We start from the raw sequence: 15,845 nt of genomic DNA on the forward strand, positions 1-15,845 counted from the left end.
GGCTTTCGGATGCCGCAAAGGCTGCGCGGCCACGACGTGCATAACGCGCCGGAACCAGCGGGAGACCGGATCGCTCCGCTCACGCGGAGAGTTCGGCCACGCTCAGCGCGAGACCTTGCCGGCCTTGATGCACGAGGTGCAGACATTGAGCCGCTTCGGCGTCTTCCCGACGACCGCACGCACGCGCTGGATGTTGGGATTCCAACGACGCGGGGTACGGCGGTGCGAGTGGGAGATGCTGTTGCCGAAGCCCGGCCCCTTGCCGCAGACGTCGCAGTTGGCAGCCACGGGTCACTCCAAAGACTTCAGATGCATTTACGATGAAAAGCCCGAGAGAGCCCCGGACAACCGGAGCAGCATACAACGACTGCTCCCGTACAACGAAACTACCATGGTCCGGAGGCGCTCCCGTCCGCCGCGACTACTCTCACGGGCAGCAGCCCCCGTACCCGGTGTCCCAGGAGGACCTGTTGCCGCCCTCGCTCGACGCTTCCGCGGTGCGCGCATGGTGCCGGCTCTCGCTGCGGGCGCTGGGCCGGGCCCGCGAGGAGATCGACGCGATCAACGTCTATCCGGTGGCCGACGGCGACACCGGCACCAACCTCTACCTCACGGTGGAGTCCGCCGCACAGGCCGTCGAGGCCGCCTTCGACGGCCACGCCGCCACCGCGGCCCCCGACGCCTCCCGCCCCACCCTCGCCGAGGCGTTCCGGGCGATGTCCCACGGCGCGCTGATCGGCGCCCGCGGCAACTCCGGCACGATCCTCGCGCAGCTGCTGCGCGGCATGGACCAGGCGCTGGCCGGGGCCGGCGGCCTCCCCGCGGCGCGGGACACCCCGCCGGACCGCGGGCAGCGCGACGCCGCCGCGCTGCGCCACGCGCTGCGCACCGCGGCCGAGTCCGCGTACCAGGCGGTGTCCCGGCCGGTCGAGGGCACGATGCTGACCGTCGCCACCGCCGCCGCGGACGCCGCCCGTGACGCCCGCGGCGGCCTCGGCGAGGTGGCCCGCGCCGCCCACGCGGGAGCGCTCGCCGCGCTCGCCGGCACGCCCGGCCAGCTCGGGGCGCTGCGCAGGGCCGGCGTGGTGGACGCGGGCGGCCTCGGACTGGTCGCCGTGCTCGGCGCGCTGTGCGAGGCGCTGACCGGCGAGGCACCGCTCGGCCCGGTGCCGGGCGCGGCCGGGGGAGCCGGCACCTCCTACCGCCACGACCACGCGGCGGGCCCCGGCCCTGACCGCGCTCCCGCCCGCCCGCCCGGGTCGCCGGCCGAGCCGGCCGGCGGTCCGCTCGGCGAGGCGTCCGCGGAGCCGTTCGCGGAGCCCTTCGCCGGCGCGCTCGCGCAGGAGGCCGACGAGATGTGCGCGGACGGCGCGGGCGGCCCCGGCTTCGAGGTCATCTACCTGCTGGAGGCGGCAGACGCCGCCGTCGCCCGGATGCGCGCGCGGCTCGACGCGCTCGGCGACTCGCTGGTCGTGGTCGGCGGCGACGGCCTGTGGCACGTCCACGTGCACGTCGACGACGTCGGAGCGGCCATCGAGGCCGGCATCGAGGCCGGCCGCCCGCACCGCATCCGGGTCACCCACTTCGCCGACCAGGCCCGCCCGCCGCGCGGCGAGCGCGCGCCGCGCGCGGTGGTCGCGGTCGTGCAGGGCGACGGCCTCGCCGCGCTCTGCGCGCAGGCGGGCGCGACGGTCATCGCGGCGCGTCCCGGCGAGCCGCCGGCGAGCGGCGAGATCGCCGCCGCCATCCGCCGCGCGCATGCCCTTGAGGTCGTGCTGCTGCCCAACGACGCGGACCTGCGGCACGCCGCCGCAGCCGCCGCGGAACAGGTCCGTGCCGACGGCGTGCGCGTCGCCCTGGTCCCGACCCGCTCCGAGGTCCAGGGACTGGCCGCGCTCGCCGTGCACCAGCCCAGCCGCCGCTTCGACGAGGACGTCGTCGCCATGACCTCCGCCGCCGGCGCCACCCGCTACGGCGAACTCACCGTCGCGGAACGCCAGTCGTGGACCTCCGCGGGCGTCTGCCAGGCAGGCGACGTGCTCGGCCTCATCGACGGCGACGTCGCCGTCATAGGCGCCGACGTGACGGCGACGGCCACCGCCGTCCTCGACCGGATGCTCTCCGGCGGCGGCGAACTCGTCACGCTCGTCCTCGCCGCGACCGCCCCGGCCGCCCTCGCCCGCACCCTGGAGTCCCACGTCCGCGAGACCCACCTGGCCGTCGACACGGTCCTCTACGAGGGGGGCGCGATGTCGGGGCTGCTGAGGATCGGCGTGGAGTGAGTCCCCGACGTCGGACCCCGGGCGAGCCGCCGGCAAAAAAAGGGCAGGATATGGGGCGATGAACCCTCTGGACGAAAGCCTGCGCAAGCTCGTCGGCGACCGCACCGCGAAGGTGCTCGACGAGCACCTCGGCCTGCACACCACGGGCGACCTGCTGCACCACTACCCGCGGCGGTACGCCGAGCGCGGCGAGCTGACGCGGCTGGCCGACCTGCCGGTCGACGAGTACGCGACGGTGGTCGCGCAGATCGCGAAGGCGGACAAGCGGACGTACGGCGGCGGCAAGGGCGTACGGCTCGAGGTCGTGGTGACCGACGGCAGCGGCTCGCTGACCCTGGTGTTCTTCAGCAAGGCCGCGCACGCGCACGCGCACCGGCTGATCCCGGGCCGGCGGGGGATGTTCTCCGGCAAGGTGTCGGTCTTCAACCGGGTGCGTCAACTGGCCCATCCCGACTACCAGTTGCTGGACGGCGAGGACGACGCGGAGGCGGTCGACGCGTTCGCCAACCGGCTCATCCCGCTGTATCCGGCGGTGAAGCAGATCACCTCGTGGCGGATCGCCCAGGCCGTGGACACCGCGCTGAACTCGCTGGGCGCCACCGGCTGGAGCGGGGTCGGGGAGCCGCTGCCCGCGGCGCTGCGGGAGGCCCGCGGGCTGGCCCCGCTGCCGGAGGCGCTGGAGAAGATCCACCGGCCGCGCGACAAGCAGGACATCGCCGCCGCGCGGCACCGTCTGAAGTGGGACGAGGCGTTCGTGCTGCAGGTCGCGCTGGCCCGGCGGCGGGCCGACGAGGCCGCGCTGCCCGCGGTGCCGCGCAGGCCCGCGCCGGACGGCCTGCTCGCGGCCTTCGACGCGCGGCTGCCGTTCACGCTCACCGACGGCCAGCGCACCGTCTCCGCGGAGATTTTCGCCGACCTGGCCACCGACCACCCGATGCACCGGCTGCTGCAGGGCGAGGTCGGCTCGGGCAAGACCCTGGTGGCGCTGCGGGCGATGCTCGGCGTGGTGGACGCGGGCGGGCAGGCCGCGATGCTGGCGCCCACCGAGGTGCTCGCGCAGCAGCACCACAGGTCGGTCACCGAGATGATGGGCGACCTCGCGGAGTCCGGCCTGCTCGGCGGCTCCGAGCTGGGCACCAAGGTGGTGCTGCTGACCGGTTCGATGGGCGTGCCGGCCCGCCGCCAGGCGCTGCTCGACCTGGTCAGCGGCGACGCCGGGATCGTGGTGGGCACCCACGCGCTGATCGAGGACAAGGTGCGGTTCCACGACCTCGGGCTGGTGGTGGTGGACGAGCAGCACCGCTTCGGCGTCGAGCAGCGGGACGCGCTGCGGGCCAAGGCCGAGCAGCCGCCGCACACGCTGGTCATGACGGCCACCCCGATCCCCCGCACGGTCGCGATGACGGTCTTCGGCGACCTGGAGACCTCCGTGCTCGACCAGCTGCCGGCCGGGCGCTCCCCGATCGCCACGCACGTGGTGCCGGCCGCGGACAAGCCGCACTTCCTGGCCCGCGCCTGGGAGCGGGTCCGCGAGGAGGTCGAGGGCGGCCACCAGGGGTATGTGGTGTGCCCGCGGATCGGCGACGAGGAGGACACGAAGGCGGCGAGGAAGCAGACCGCGGACGACGGCGAGCGCCGGCCGCCGCTGGCCGTCCTCGACGTCGCCGAGCAGCTCGCCGCGGGCCCGCTGAAGGGGCTGCGGGTCGAGGTGCTGCACGGGCGGATGGCGCCGGACGCGAAGGACGACGTGATGCGCCGCTTCGCCGCCGGCGCGGTGGACGTGCTGGTGGCCACCACCGTCATCGAGGTGGGGGTGAACGTGCCGAACGCCACCGCCATGGTGATCATGGACGCCGACCGGTTCGGCGTCTCCCAGCTGCACCAGCTGCGCGGCCGGGTCGGCCGCGGCTCCGCGCCCGGCCTGTGCCTGCTGGTGTCCGAGGCGCCCGAGGCGAGCCCGGCGCGCACCCGGCTGGACGCGGTCGCCCACACCCTGGACGGCTTCGAGCTGTCCGAGATCGACCTCGAACAGCGCCGCGAGGGCGACGTGCTGGGCCAGGCCCAGTCCGGCACCCGCTCCTCGCTGCGGGTGCTGACCGTCATGGACGACCGCGACGTCATCGAGGCGGCCCGCGAGGAGGCCACCGCCCTGGTCCGCGCCGATCCGGAACTGGCCGCGCACCCCGACCTGCGCAGCGCTCTGCAGAGCCTGCTGGCCGCCGACCGCGAGGAGTACCTGGACAAGGGCTGAGCCGGACCCGGCGGGTATGGTCGGGGCGTGAGCAGCTCATGACCCGTGTGATCGCGGGAGCGGCCGGCGGACGGCGGCTCGCCGTCCCGCCGGGCACCGGCACCCGTCCGACCTCCGACCGGGCCAAGGAGGCGCTCTTCTCCACCTGGGAGTCGCTGTACGGGCCGCTGGCCGGCGCCAGGGTGCTCGACCTGTACGCGGGCTCGGGCGCCGTCGGCCTGGAGGCGCTGTCCCGCGGCGCCGCCCACGTGCTGCTCGTGGAGGCCGATCCGCGGGCCGCCAGGACGGTCCGGGACAACGCCGCGGCGATCGGCCTGCCCGGCGCCGAGACGCGGGCCGCACGGGCCGAGAAGACCGCCGCGGGACCCGCCCCCGCGCAGCCGTACGACGTCGTCTTCCTCGACCCGCCCTACGACGTGGCGGACGAGGAGCTGCGGGAGATTCTCCTCACACTCGCGGCAGGCGGCTGGCTCACCGGCGATGCGCTGGTCACCGTGGAACGCAGGACCCGCGGCGGCGTTTTCCGCTGGCCGGACGGGTTCGAGGGGCTTCGCTCCCGTCGCTACGGCGAGGCGACCCTTTGGTACGGTCGCGCCGCCGAAGTCACCGCCGGGCCATGAGCCCGTCCGGAGAGGAGTCAGCCTTGCGCCGCGCAGTCTGTCCGGGGTCCTTCGACCCCGTCACCCACGGCCACCTCGACGTCATCGCCCGCGCCGCCCGGCTGTACGACACCGTCTACGTGGCGGTGATGATCAACAAGTCCAAGAACGGCCTGTTCTCGATCGAGGAGCGGATCGCGCTGATCGAGGAGGTGACCGCCGACCTGGGCAACGTCAGGGTCGAGGCCTTCCACGGCCTGCTCGTCGACTTCTGCAAGCAGCGCGACATCCCGGCCATCGTCAAGGGCCTGCGGGCGGTCAGCGACTTCGACTACGAGCTGCAGATGGCCCAGATGAACATGGGCCTGACCGGGGTGGAGACCCTCTTCGTCCCCACCAATCCCGCCTACAGCTTCCTGTCCTCCAGCCTCGTGAAGGAAGTCGCCCAATGGGGCGGCGACATCTCGCACTTGGTCCCCGGCCCGGTTCTCGCGGCGCTCAACGCGAAGCTGAAGCAGCAGTAGGCTTCCGTCCGTGGACGTCCAGAAGAAGCTCGATGAGATCGCGACCGCCGTGGCGAACGCCCGGTCCATGCCGATGTCGGCCTCCTGCGTGGTGAACCGGGCCGAGCTGCTCGCCATGCTCGACGAGGTGTCCGCCGCGCTGCCGGACTCCCTGTCGCAGGCCGAGGAGCTGCTGGGCGGCCGCGAGCAGATGGTCCAGCAGGCCCAGGCCGAGGCCCAGCGGATCATCGAGTCCGCGCACGCCGAGCGCGGTTCGCTGGTCTCCGACACCCAGATCGCCCGCCGCTCCCAGGACGAGGCCGAGCGCATCGTCGCCGAGGCGCGCCGCGAGGCCGACGAGATCAGGGCCGAGGCCGACGACTACGTCGACAGCAAGCTGGCCAACTTCGAGGTGGTCCTCACCAAGACCATCGGCTCGGTCGACCGCGGCCGCGAGAAGCTGCTCGGCCGCGACCCGTACGCCGACGACGCCCAGGGCTACGACCAGGACGACCCGGACGCCCCCGAGCGCAGCAGCGACCCCGAGACGCTCCGCCGCCGGGCCGACGAGTACGTCGACACCAAGATGCGCGCCTTCGAGGCGGTGCTCAGCAAGACCCTGGAGGCCGTCGGCCGCGGCCGCCTCAAGCTCACCGGGCACAACCCGATCGACGACCTGGCCGCGCAGATGGCCGCCGCCGACGCGGCGGAGGGCATCGGCGGCGAGCGCCAGTCCGACGCCGACTTCCTGGCCGGCCTCGCCGCCCCCGTGGTCCCCGAGCAGGCCGACCTGGCCCAGTACGGCTACGACCCGCAGGCGGCCTCCCCGCAGCCCGCGGCGGCCGTCCACCAGGAGGCCGACCCCGCGTACGGGTACCAGCAGGCCCAGCCCGGCTACCCGCAGGACTACCAGCAGCAGGAGTACGTCCAGCAGGCCGGCTACGCCGACCCGTACGGGCAGCAGGTCCAGCAGCAGATCCCGCAGCAGGGGTACGACCAGCAGGGCTACGAGTACCAGCAGCAGGGCTACGACCAGCAGGGATACGGCCAGCAGATCCCGTACCAGCAGCAGGGCCACCCGCAGGACCCCACACAGGGCCACCCGCAGGACCAGCAGCAGTACGGGCAGCCGGCCGCGCTCGACGAGACCAGCTTCTTCGACACCGGGATGATCGACCTCAACCGGCTGCGGGAGCTGGAACAGGGCCTGTGACGTCTGCCCGGACGCTGCCGGGACGCCCCGTTTGGGTGCGGGCGGCTCGTCCAGTATCCTGACCACTCCAGCCGTGTGAATCGCCGGCGCTTCGGCCTGCCCGCTCCCGAAGGACCCGCACGGGTCCCCGAGGGCCGCGGACGGCCGTACCGATGAAAGCAGGAAGCCCTGAACACCCGCCTCGACCACCGCGACCCGCTCGTGTTCGACACACGCGAGCTGGGCCGTCGTCCTGGTGCGATGAAGAAGGTCTCCCGCTCGGTGCCGGCCCCCAAGGACCTCGGTGTCGCCGAGGTCATCGGGGTGCCCGAGGGCGCGACCGTCGCGCTGGAGCTCCGCCTGGAGTCGGTGATGGAGGGGGTACTGGTCACCGGTACCGCCCACGCACCGGTCACGGGGGAGTGCGTAAGGTGTCTGGAACCGGTCGAGTGGGAACTCGACGCGGAGTTCCAGGAGATGTTCTCCTACCCCGACGCCGACACCCGGACCGCCCGCAGGGACGAAGCCGGTGACGACGCCGAGGACGAGGACACGCTGGAGCTCGAGGACGACCTGTTCGACCTCGAGTCCGTGCTGCGCGACGCGGTGGTGCTCGCACTGCCCCTGCAGCCGGTGTGCCGGGACGACTGCCCGGGCCTGTGCTCCACCTGTGGAGCCCCGCTCGCCGACGACCCGGACCACCACCACGAGGTCACCGACATCCGTTGGGCGGCCTTGAAGGATCTGAACCAGAACGGTGCCGGCGACGGCTCCGACGACGACCAGGAGAAGTAGCCGTGGCTGTTCCGAAGCGGAAGATGTCGCGCAGCAACACGCGCCACCGCCGTTCGCAGTGGAAGGCTGCGCCCGTGAGCCTGGTGGCGTGCGAGCGCTGCCACGAGCCGAAGCTGCAGCACATCGCGTGCCCCAACTGCGGCACCTACAACCGCCGTCAGGTCCTCGAGGTCTGATCGGCAGGTGACAGGCTCAGTGTCCTCCACGCCCGACGCATCCGCGTCGCAGAAGAAGGCCGCGACGGACAAAGCCTCGTCCCACACGCTCCTGGAAGGGCGGCTCGGGTACATCCTCGAGCCCGCCCTTCTGGTGCGTGCGCTCACCCACCGCTCGTACGCGTACGAGAACGGCGGGCTGCCCACCAACGAGCGGCTGGAGTTCCTCGGGGACTCCGTGCTCGGCCTGGTGGTCACGGACACCCTCTACCGCACCCACCCGGACCTGCCCGAAGGCCAGCTGGCCAAACTGCGGGCCGCGGTGGTCAACTCGCGGGCCCTGGCAGGGGTCAGCCGCGGGCTCGACCTGGGCGCGTTCATCCGGCTCGGCCGGGGCGAAGAGGGCACGGGCGGACGGGACAAGGCGTCGATCCTCGCGGACACCCTGGAGGCGGTGATCGGGGCGGTCTATCTCGACCAGGGCCTCGACGCGGCCTCCGAACTCGTCCACCGGCTCTTCGACCCGCTGATCGAGGAGTCCTCCAACCTGGGCGCCGGCCTGGACTGGAAGACCTCCCTGCAGGAGCTGACCGCCACCGAGGGGCTCGGCGTCCCGGAGTACGCGGTCACCGAGTCCGGTCCCGACCACGAGAAGACCTTCAGGGCTGCTGCCCGCGTCGGTGGTGTCGAGTACGGCACCGGCACCGGCCGCAGCAAGAAGGAAGCGGAGCAGCAGGCGGCCGAGGCCGCCTGGCGCGCCATCCGCGAGAAGGCCGGCTCCGCCGCCGGCTAGCCGCCATACGGCGCCCCGGCCGGGAATCCTCCCGGCCGGGGCGCCGTCGCGGTTCCACGAAGGGCCGCGATCCGCGGCGCCGAGCGAAGAGCCGAGTCGAGGAGAGGTGCCGGCGTGCCCGAACTGCCCGAGGTCGAGGTGGTCAGGCGCGGCCTGGCCCGCTGGGCGAGCGGCCGCACCGTCGACGAGGTCGCCGTCCTGCACCCGCGCGCGGTGCGCCGGCACACGCCGGGCGCCGCCGACTTCGCGCGGGCGCTGCGCGGGGTGACGCTGGGGGACGCCCACCGCAGGGGCAAGTACCTGTGGCTGCCGGTCGCCGACGACACCGCGATGATCGCGCACCTCGGCATGAGCGGCCAGTTCCTGATCCGCCCGCAGGACGCCGCGCCCGAGAAGCACCTGCGGGTGCGGATGACCTTCCGCGACGACCAGGGCACCGACCTGCGCTTCGTCGACCAGCGCACCTTCGGCGGGCTGTCGCTGCACGAGACGGTGCCCGGCGACCCCGACGGCCTGCCGGCCCCGCTCGCGCACATCGCCCGCGACCCGATCGACCCGGGCTTCGACGACGCGGCCTTCCACCGGGCGCTGCGCGGCAAGCGCACCACCGTCAAGCGGGCGCTGCTCGACCAGAGCCTGATCAGCGGCGTCGGCAACATCTACGCCGACGAGGCGCTGTGGCGCACCCGGCTGCACTACGAGCGCCCGACCGCGACCCTCACCCGGCCGCGCACCGCCGAGCTGCTCACCCACATCCGCGAGGTGATGGGCGACGCGCTCGCCGCCGGGGGCACCAGCTTCGACAGCCTCTATGTCAACGTCAACGGCGAGTCCGGCTACTTCGACCGGTCGCTGGACGCCTACGGCCGCGAGGGCCGCCCGTGCCGCCGCTGCGGCACGCCGATCCGGCGCCGCGCCTGGATGAACCGCTCCAGCTACTTCTGCCCGCGCTGTCAGCCGGTGCCGCGCACCGCGTCGTAGTCCCGGCGGGCGGCGAGCACCTCGGGCATCCGCCCCTCGACCAGGTCGATCAGGGCGCGCAGCCGCTGCGCGGTGTCCCGGCCGAGCGCGCTGAGGCTGTACTCGACGTGCGGCGGGTTGGTCGGCCGCGCGCGGCGCACCACCAGGCCGTCGCGCTCCAGCGCCTGGAGGGTCTGGGAGAGCATCTTCTCGCTGACCCCGTCGACCCGGCGGCGCAGCTCGTTGAAGCGCAGCGTGTCCTCGGCGAGCGCACACAGCGCGAGCGAGCCCCAGCGCCCGGTCACGTGCTCCAGGGTGGCGCGCGAGGGGCAGTCGCGGACGAAGACGTCGAACGGGATCACGCCACCCCCGGCGGCGGCCCCGCCGTCACAAGGACCGGCGGGCGGGCCGGATGCGGGGAGCTTCGTCATATCAGCAGCCTACCCGCGCGCGGGGCTTCCCCTCCGGGCCGCGCAGGGCGTCCTCAGAAGCCGAAGTCCTGCGTCCACCAGGGGCCGCCGGAGCCGAAGTGGATGCCGACGCCCAGCGTCTTGTAGTCGCAGTTGAGGATGTTCGCGCGGTGGCCCGGGCTGTTCATCCAGGCGTCCATCACCGCGGCCGCGTCGGCCTGGCCGCGGGCTATGTTCTCGCCGCCCAGGCCGGTGATGCCGAGCTTCTTCGCCCGGTCCCAGGGCGTGTCGCCGTCCGGGTCGGTGTGGTCGAAGAAACCGCGGGCCGCCATGTCGTCGCTGAAGTTCTGCGACAGCACGTCCAGCTCGGAGTCCGCGGTGAGCGGCTTGCAGCCGGCGGTGGCCCGCTGCTGGTTGACCATCGACAGGATCTGCGCCCGCGCCGCCTGTATCGCGCTGGAGGAGGCGGGGGCGGTGGTCGCCATCACGGTGCGCGGCGGGGCGGTGGTCACCACCGGCGTGGTGGGCGCCGCGGTGGTGCGCGTCGGCGTCGGGGCCGCCGCCCGGCTGGTGGCGGTGCGGGTCGGGGTCGCGGTGGGGCTCGCGGTGGTCGTACGGGCGCCGGGGCCGCCCGCCGACGGCGAGCCGGCCGCCGAGGTGGCGGGGCCGGAGGCGGGGGAGGCGGTGCCGCCCAGCGGCGAGGGGATGTCGCTGCCCGCCTGGGCCGGACCGGCGCCGTCGGCCTGCGCGCCGCTCGCACCGCCGTCGCCGTACGTCAGGCCGCCGGTGAGCCCGGACAGCAGCCCGGACGAGGCGGCGACGGCGCCGACCGCCATCGCGGCGGACGAGGCCAGCAGCCCGGTGCGCACCGGGTGGTGCTTGCGCCGGCCGCGGTGGCCCCGCGGGCCGGGTTGCGGTGCCGCCGGCACCGCATGACGGCTGTGACGCCCCATCTGCCGCGCTCCTCACTGGCTTCCCGCCGTGCCTGGTCCGGCCCGGTCCCGCCCGGCCGACTCTGCCGGGGCCCGCGGGTGCGAGCCACCGGGTTCATCCGTACGAGTGAACCGCCGTTGAGGGGCGACTGTAGCGAATGACGCCACCGGTGTGAGGGGATGAGGCGGGAAGCGGGGGGATAGCGTGCGCACATGAACGAAAATGTCCGCCTCACCGCCTGGGTGCGCGGCCGGGTGCAGGGCGTCGGCTTCCGCTGGTGGACCAGGGCCACCGCACTGGAGCTCGGCGGTCTGAGCGGCTATGCCGGCAATCTCGGCGACGGCAGGGTGCAGGTGGTCGCGGAGGGCGCGCACGCGCAGTGTGAACGGCTGCTCGAGTGGCTGCACCACGGCGACACGCCCGGACGCGTCGACGGCGTGACCGAGATATGGGGCGATCCCCGAGGCGGATACGAGGGATTCGAGATCCGCTGAGCACAGACTGTTGCCATCCGGCGGATGCCGTGTCAGGCTGCCCCCATCGAGGATGATCTCGATGCCGGACGGGTGGCCCGCGGCGGCTTCAGCGCCGTGTATTCCGAGGCGGACCCGACGGCTGGGCTGTGATCGTGTTGACCGGCCCCTTATTTGGTGAGACTCTGGAAGCCCCGCGCAACGTGGTTCCACACGATGCTGCGAGCGGTCGCGGAATGCCCGCACCGTGCGCGGGAGAGTACCCCTCACCCACGACCACACCGCTTCGGTCGGTCACTCAGCGTGGAGGACCATCCATCATGGCAAAGGCGCTTCTCGGTTACGTCGGCGGTCCCGACCCGCGACTCCTCGCCGAGATGCGAAGGCTGCAGCAGCGCGTTCAGGACCTGGAATCCGAGCTTGTCCGGATGCAGGCCGAGAACGACGCGCTGACCATCGCGTCGCGCGAGGACTCGTTGCTCAGCAGCATCGACGTAGCTCACGCGGAGCCCGTCCTCGCCTGATCCGGCGCGATCCGCCGGACGGGTGTCACGGACCCGCCTGAGACTGCAGGTTCTTTCCTCTGCAGATGTGCACATGTGCAAGGGACGCTTCGGCGTCCCTTCGTCATTCCCCCGTCCTCCGGCTGCTGCCGTGGTCCATCGACCCCGCCCTTAACGTCTGATGTGCCCTGCGCATTCATCGGTGAAACCGGGGACGACGAGTAGAGTCGACCGGCGTGCATCTCAAGAGCCTCACACTGCGCGGTTTCAAGTCGTTCGCCTCGGCGACGACGCTGCGCTTCGAACCCGGCATCACCTGCGTCGTCGGCCCCAACGGGTCCGGCAAGTCCAACGTCGTGGACGCGCTGTCCTGGGTGATGGGCGAGCAGGGGGCCAAGTCGCTGCGCGGCGGCAAGATGGAGGACGTGATCTTCGCCGGCACCACCGGCCGCCCGCCGCTGGGCCGCGCCGAGGTGTCGCTGACCATCGACAACTCCGACGGCGTGCTGCCGATCGAGTACGCCGAGGTCACCATCACGCGGATCATGTTCCGCAACGGCGGCAGCGAGTACCAGCTCAACGGCGACACCTGCCGGCTGCTGGACATCCAGGAACTGCTCTCCGACTCCGGCATCGGCCGCGAGATGCACGTCATCGTCGGCCAGGGCCAGCTGGACTCGGTGCTGCACGCCGACCCGATGGGCCGCCGGGCGTTCATCGAGGAGGCCGCAGGCGTCCTGAAGCACCGCAAGCGCAAGGAGAAGGCGCTGCGCAAGCTGGACGCGATGCAGGCCAACCTCGCCCGGGTGACCGACCTCACCGGTGAACTGCGCCGCCAGCTCAAGCCGCTCGGCCGCCAGGCCCAGGTCGCCCGCCGCGCCGCCGTCATCCAGGCCGACCTGCGCGACGCCCGGCTGCGGCTGCTCGCCGACGACCTGGTCACCCTGCGCGAGGCGCTGCGCGCCGAGGTCGCGGACGAGGCCGCCCTGAAGGAGCGCAGGGCCGCCGTGGAGGCACAGCTCGCCGACGCCCTGCGCCGCGAGGCCCGGCTGGAGGAGCAGGTGCGGGCCCTGACGCCGCGGCTGAACCAGGCGCAGGCGACCTGGTACGAACTCTCGCAGCTCGCCGAGCGGGTCCGCGGCACCATCGGCCTGGCCGAGCAGCGGCACCGGCACGCCGGCGCGCAGCCCGCCGAGGAGCGCCGCGGCCGCGAGCCCGAGGACATGGAGCGCGAGGCCGCCCGCATCCGCGAGCAGGAGGCCGAACTCGCCGAGGCGCTCGACGCCGCCGAGCGGGCCCTGGAGGACACGGTCGGCCACCGCGCCGAGCTGGAGCAGCGGCTCGCCGAGGAGGAGAGCCGGCTCAGGTCCGCCGCCCGCGCCATCGCCGACCGCCGCGAGGGCCTGGCCCGCCTGGGCGGCCAGGTCAACGCGGCCCGCTCGAAGGCCGGCTCGGCGCAGGCCGAGATCGGCCGGCTCACCGCCGCCCGCGACGAGGCCCGGGAGCGCGCCGAGTCGGCGCAGGCGGAGTACGAGGAGCTGCGCGCCCAGGTCGAGGACCTGGACGCCGACGACTCGGAACTGGAGGAGCGGTACGAGGCGGCCCGCGCGGAACAGGCCGCCGCCGAGGACGCTTTCGGCGCGGCCCGCGAGGCCGTCACCGCGGCGGAGCGCCGCCGCGCCGCGGTCGCCGCCCGCCGCGACGCCCTCGCCCCCTCGCTGCGCCGCAAGGACGGCACCGGCGCGCTGCTCACCGGCGGCGGGGCCGGCCCGCGGGCCGGTGTGCTCGGCTCCGCGGCCACGCTGCTGCGGGTCACCCCCGGCTACGAGGTGCCGATCGCCGCGGCCCTCGGCGCCGCCGCCGACGCGGTCGCGGTCAGCGGCCCGGCCGCCGCCGCCGACGCCCTGCGGCTGCTGCGCAAGGACGACGCGGGCCGCGCCGCGCTGATCCTGGCCGGCGCGCCCGCGCCCGCGCCCTCGGCTGAGCCCGCGGCCGCGGCTGTGGCCGGCTGCCGCCGCGCGGCGGACCTGGTCACCGCGGGTCCCGAGCTGGCGCCCGCGGTGCGGCGGCTGCTGCGCGACGTGGTGGTCGTCGCCACCCTGGAGGACGCCGAGGAGATCGTCGCCGCCCACCCCGGGCTCACCGCGGTGACCGCCGAGGGCGACGTGCTGGCCGCGCACACCGCGGTCGGCGGCAGCGCCAAGGCTCCCAGCGTGCTGGAGGTGCAGGCCCAGGTCGACGAGGCCGAGGCGGAGCTGGAAGGGCTGGAGGAGCGGTGCGCGGGCCTCGCCGACGCCCAGCGGGAGGCGGGGGAGCGCAGGGCGGCCGCCGCGCGGACCGCCGAGGAGCTGGCCCAGCGGCGCAGGGCGGCGGAGAAGCAGAAGGCGTCGGTGGCCCAGCAGCTGGGCCGGTTCGGCGGCCAGGCCCGCGCCGCCGCCGGGGAGGCCGACCGCGCGGCGGGCGCCGTGGCGCGCTCCGAGGAGGCGCTGGCCGCCGCCCGCGAGGAGCTGGAGGAGCTGTCCTACCGGCTCAGCGAGGCGCAGGAGGAGCCGGGCGAGGAGGAGCCCGACACCCATCTTCGCGACCGGCTGGCCGCCGACGGCGCCAACGCCCGGCAGACCGAGATGGAGGCGAGGCTGCAGGTCCGCACCCACGAGGAGCGGGTCAAGGGCCTGGCCGGGCGGGCCGACGGCCTGGACCGGGCGGCCCGCGCCGAGCGCGAGAACCGGGCCAGGGCGGAGCGGCGCAGGGAGCGCCTCGCCTACGAGGCGTCGGTGGCCGCCGCGGTGGTGGCCGGGGCCCGGGTGCTGCTGGCGTGCGTGCAGGTCTCGCTGACCCGCGCCGAGGCCGAGCGTGCGCAGGCCGAGCAGGCCAGGGCCGAGCGGGAGGCGGAGCTGGGCACCGAGCGGCGCCGCGGCCGGGAGCTGAAGTCGGAGCTGGACCGGCTCACCGGCGACGTGCACAAGGGCGAGGTGCTGGGCGCGGAGAAGCGGCTGCGGATCGAGCAGCTGGAGGCCAGGGCGCTGGAGGAGCACGGCATGGAGCCGGCCGGGCTGGTCGCGGAGTACGGGCCGCAGGAGCCGGTGCCGCCGTCGCCGCCCGCCGAGGGGGAGGTCCTGCCCGAGGACCCGGACGATCCGCGCAACCAGCCGCGCGGCTACGTCCGCGCCGAGCAGGAGAAGCGGCTGAAGGCGGCCGAGAAGGCGTACGCGCAGCTCGGCAAGGTCAACCCGCTGGCGTTGGAGGAGTTCGCCGCGCTGGAGGAGCGGCACAAGTTCCTCACCGAGCAGCTGGAGGACCTCCGCAAGACCCGGGCCGACCTGCTCCAGGTGGTCAAGGACGTGGACGAGCGGGTGGAGCAGGTCTTCACCGCGGCCTTCCACGACACCGCCCGCCAGTTCGAGGGCGTCTTCTCCCGGCTGTTCCCCGGCGGCGAGGGCCGGCTGCTCCTCACCGACCCCGACAACATGCTGACCACGGGCGTCGACGTGGAGGCGCGGCCGCCGGGGAAGAAGGTCAAGCGGCTGTCGCTGCTGTCCGGCGGCGAGCGGTCGCTGACCGCCGTGGCGATGCTGGTGTCGATCTTCAAGGCCCGGCCGAGCCCGTTCTACGTGATGGACGAGGTCGAGGCGGCGCTGGACGACACCAACCTGCAGCGGCTGATCCGGATCATGGAGGAGCTGCAGGAGAGCTCCCAGCTGATCGTCATCACCCACCAGAAGCGCACGATGGAGGTCGCCGATGCCCTGTACGGCGTATCCATGCAGGGCGATGGGGTCTCGAAGGTGATCAGCCAGCGGCTGCGCGACGGCAAACAAAGGGTGTCGGAGAGCGTCTGACGAGGACTTGGCTTCAAGAAGTGAACGCAAGGACTCGCGCTGAACCGCTCCCCGCCCGTATGCCCCGGTTTTACCTTTCGAAACATGAAGGAATAAGGTATGGAGCTCTGACCAGACGTTCGAGTGGTGGCCGATGCGGGGTCGGCCAACACTTGAA

Annotated in this window: 15 protein-coding genes; 12 read left to right on the forward strand and 3 right to left on the reverse strand. The window is 73.7% G+C overall.

Annotated elements, in window-relative coordinates; all coding sequences use genetic code 11:
• Positions 1 to 102 precede the first annotated feature (102 nt).
• Complete coding sequence (gene rpmB, locus V2S66_RS02490; protein ID WP_033173090.1) at positions 103 to 288, reverse strand: 50S ribosomal protein L28; 186 nt, start codon at positions 286 to 288, stop codon at positions 103 to 105.
• Between the two features lie 209 nt (positions 289 to 497).
• Between rpmB and V2S66_RS02495 the strand changes: the two genes are divergently transcribed.
• The 9 genes from V2S66_RS02495 to mutM all read left to right on the forward strand — a co-directional run bounded on the left by V2S66_RS02495 (position 498) and on the right by mutM (position 9,551).
• On the forward strand, positions 498 to 2,282 hold the full coding sequence (locus V2S66_RS02495; RefSeq protein WP_330792700.1) for a DAK2 domain-containing protein: 1,785 nt from the start codon (positions 498 to 500) through the stop codon (positions 2,280 to 2,282).
• A 58-nt stretch (positions 2,283 to 2,340) separates the two neighbouring features.
• On the forward strand, positions 2,341 to 4,533 hold the full coding sequence (gene recG, locus V2S66_RS02500) for an ATP-dependent DNA helicase RecG (protein WP_330792701.1): 2,193 nt from the start codon (positions 2,341 to 2,343) through the stop codon (positions 4,531 to 4,533).
• A gap of 38 nt (positions 4,534 to 4,571) precedes the next feature.
• Complete coding sequence (gene rsmD, locus V2S66_RS02505; RefSeq protein WP_330792702.1) at positions 4,572 to 5,153, forward strand: 16S rRNA (guanine(966)-N(2))-methyltransferase RsmD; 582 nt, start codon at positions 4,572 to 4,574, stop codon at positions 5,151 to 5,153.
• Between the two features lie 23 nt (positions 5,154 to 5,176).
• Positions 5,177 to 5,656 carry a pantetheine-phosphate adenylyltransferase gene (coaD, locus tag V2S66_RS02510; RefSeq protein WP_330792703.1) on the forward strand — a complete coding sequence of 160 codons (480 nt, stop codon included), beginning with the start codon at positions 5,177 to 5,179 and terminating at the stop codon, positions 5,654 to 5,656.
• 10 nt (positions 5,657 to 5,666) lie between these two features.
• A complete protein-coding gene (locus V2S66_RS02515; protein ID WP_330792704.1) occupies positions 5,667 to 6,848 on the forward strand; it encodes an ATP synthase F0 subunit B in 1,182 nt (393 codons plus the stop codon).
• Positions 6,849 to 7,016: 168 nt separating this feature from the next.
• Positions 7,017 to 7,622 (forward strand): YceD family protein, encoded by a 606-nt coding sequence (locus V2S66_RS02520; RefSeq protein WP_330792829.1) that lies wholly within the window; start codon positions 7,017 to 7,019, stop codon positions 7,620 to 7,622.
• Positions 7,623 to 7,624: 2 nt separating this feature from the next.
• Positions 7,625 to 7,798 (forward strand): 50S ribosomal protein L32, encoded by a 174-nt coding sequence (rpmF, locus tag V2S66_RS02525; RefSeq protein WP_326452106.1) that lies wholly within the window; start codon positions 7,625 to 7,627, stop codon positions 7,796 to 7,798.
• Positions 7,799 to 7,805: 7 nt separating this feature from the next.
• Positions 7,806 to 8,570, forward strand: coding sequence for a ribonuclease III (rnc, locus tag V2S66_RS02530; protein WP_413966263.1), 765 nt, complete (start codon positions 7,806 to 7,808; stop codon positions 8,568 to 8,570).
• A 114-nt stretch (positions 8,571 to 8,684) separates the two neighbouring features.
• Positions 8,685 to 9,551, forward strand: coding sequence for a bifunctional DNA-formamidopyrimidine glycosylase/DNA-(apurinic or apyrimidinic site) lyase (gene mutM / locus V2S66_RS02535; RefSeq protein WP_330792705.1), 867 nt, complete (start codon positions 8,685 to 8,687; stop codon positions 9,549 to 9,551).
• Here mutM and V2S66_RS02540 read toward each other — a convergent pair.
• Together V2S66_RS02540 and V2S66_RS02545 are read right to left on the reverse strand one after the other, a co-directional pair.
• Positions 9,524 to 9,961 (reverse strand): winged helix-turn-helix transcriptional regulator, encoded by a 438-nt coding sequence (locus V2S66_RS02540; protein WP_330792706.1) that lies wholly within the window; start codon positions 9,959 to 9,961, stop codon positions 9,524 to 9,526. The genes mutM and V2S66_RS02540 overlap by 28 nt on opposite strands.
• Positions 9,962 to 10,014: 53 nt before the next feature.
• On the reverse strand, positions 10,015 to 10,893 hold the full coding sequence (locus V2S66_RS02545) for a CAP domain-containing protein (RefSeq protein WP_330792707.1): 879 nt from the start codon (positions 10,891 to 10,893) through the stop codon (positions 10,015 to 10,017).
• A 192-nt stretch (positions 10,894 to 11,085) separates the two neighbouring features.
• Here V2S66_RS02545 and V2S66_RS02550 point away from each other — a divergent pair, with 192 nt between their 5' ends.
• From V2S66_RS02550 to smc, 3 genes are all read left to right on the forward strand, one after another.
• Positions 11,086 to 11,367 (forward strand): acylphosphatase, encoded by a 282-nt coding sequence (locus V2S66_RS02550; RefSeq protein WP_330792708.1) that lies wholly within the window; start codon positions 11,086 to 11,088, stop codon positions 11,365 to 11,367.
• Positions 11,368 to 11,666: 299 nt separating this feature from the next.
• Complete coding sequence (locus V2S66_RS02555) at positions 11,667 to 11,870, forward strand: hypothetical protein (protein ID WP_330792709.1); 204 nt, start codon at positions 11,667 to 11,669, stop codon at positions 11,868 to 11,870.
• Positions 11,871 to 12,085: 215 nt separating this feature from the next.
• Complete coding sequence (gene smc / locus V2S66_RS02560) at positions 12,086 to 15,688, forward strand: chromosome segregation protein SMC (RefSeq protein ID WP_330792710.1); 3,603 nt, start codon at positions 12,086 to 12,088, stop codon at positions 15,686 to 15,688.
• The last annotated feature ends 157 nt before the right edge of the window (positions 15,689 to 15,845 follow it).

Source organism: Actinacidiphila polyblastidii (genome assembly GCF_036353415.1).
Classification (GTDB): Bacteria; Actinomycetota; Actinomycetes; order Streptomycetales; family Streptomycetaceae; genus Actinacidiphila; species Actinacidiphila polyblastidii.

Coding starts and splice junctions, on each gene's coding strand:
- V2S66_RS02550 (WP_330792708.1), top strand. CDS start 11,086: ATGAACGAAAATGTCCGCCTCACCGCCTGGGTGCGCGGCCGGGTGCAG.
- V2S66_RS02545 (WP_330792707.1), bottom strand. CDS start 10,893: ATGGGGCGTCACAGCCGTCATGCGGTGCCGGCGGCACCGCAACCCGGC.
- V2S66_RS02540 (WP_330792706.1), bottom strand. CDS start 9,961: ATGACGAAGCTCCCCGCATCCGGCCCGCCCGCCGGTCCTTGTGACGGC.
- V2S66_RS02555 (WP_330792709.1), top strand. CDS start 11,667: ATGGCAAAGGCGCTTCTCGGTTACGTCGGCGGTCCCGACCCGCGACTC.
- recG (WP_330792701.1), top strand. CDS start 2,341: ATGAACCCTCTGGACGAAAGCCTGCGCAAGCTCGTCGGCGACCGCACC.
- rsmD (WP_330792702.1), top strand. CDS start 4,572: ATGACCCGTGTGATCGCGGGAGCGGCCGGCGGACGGCGGCTCGCCGTC.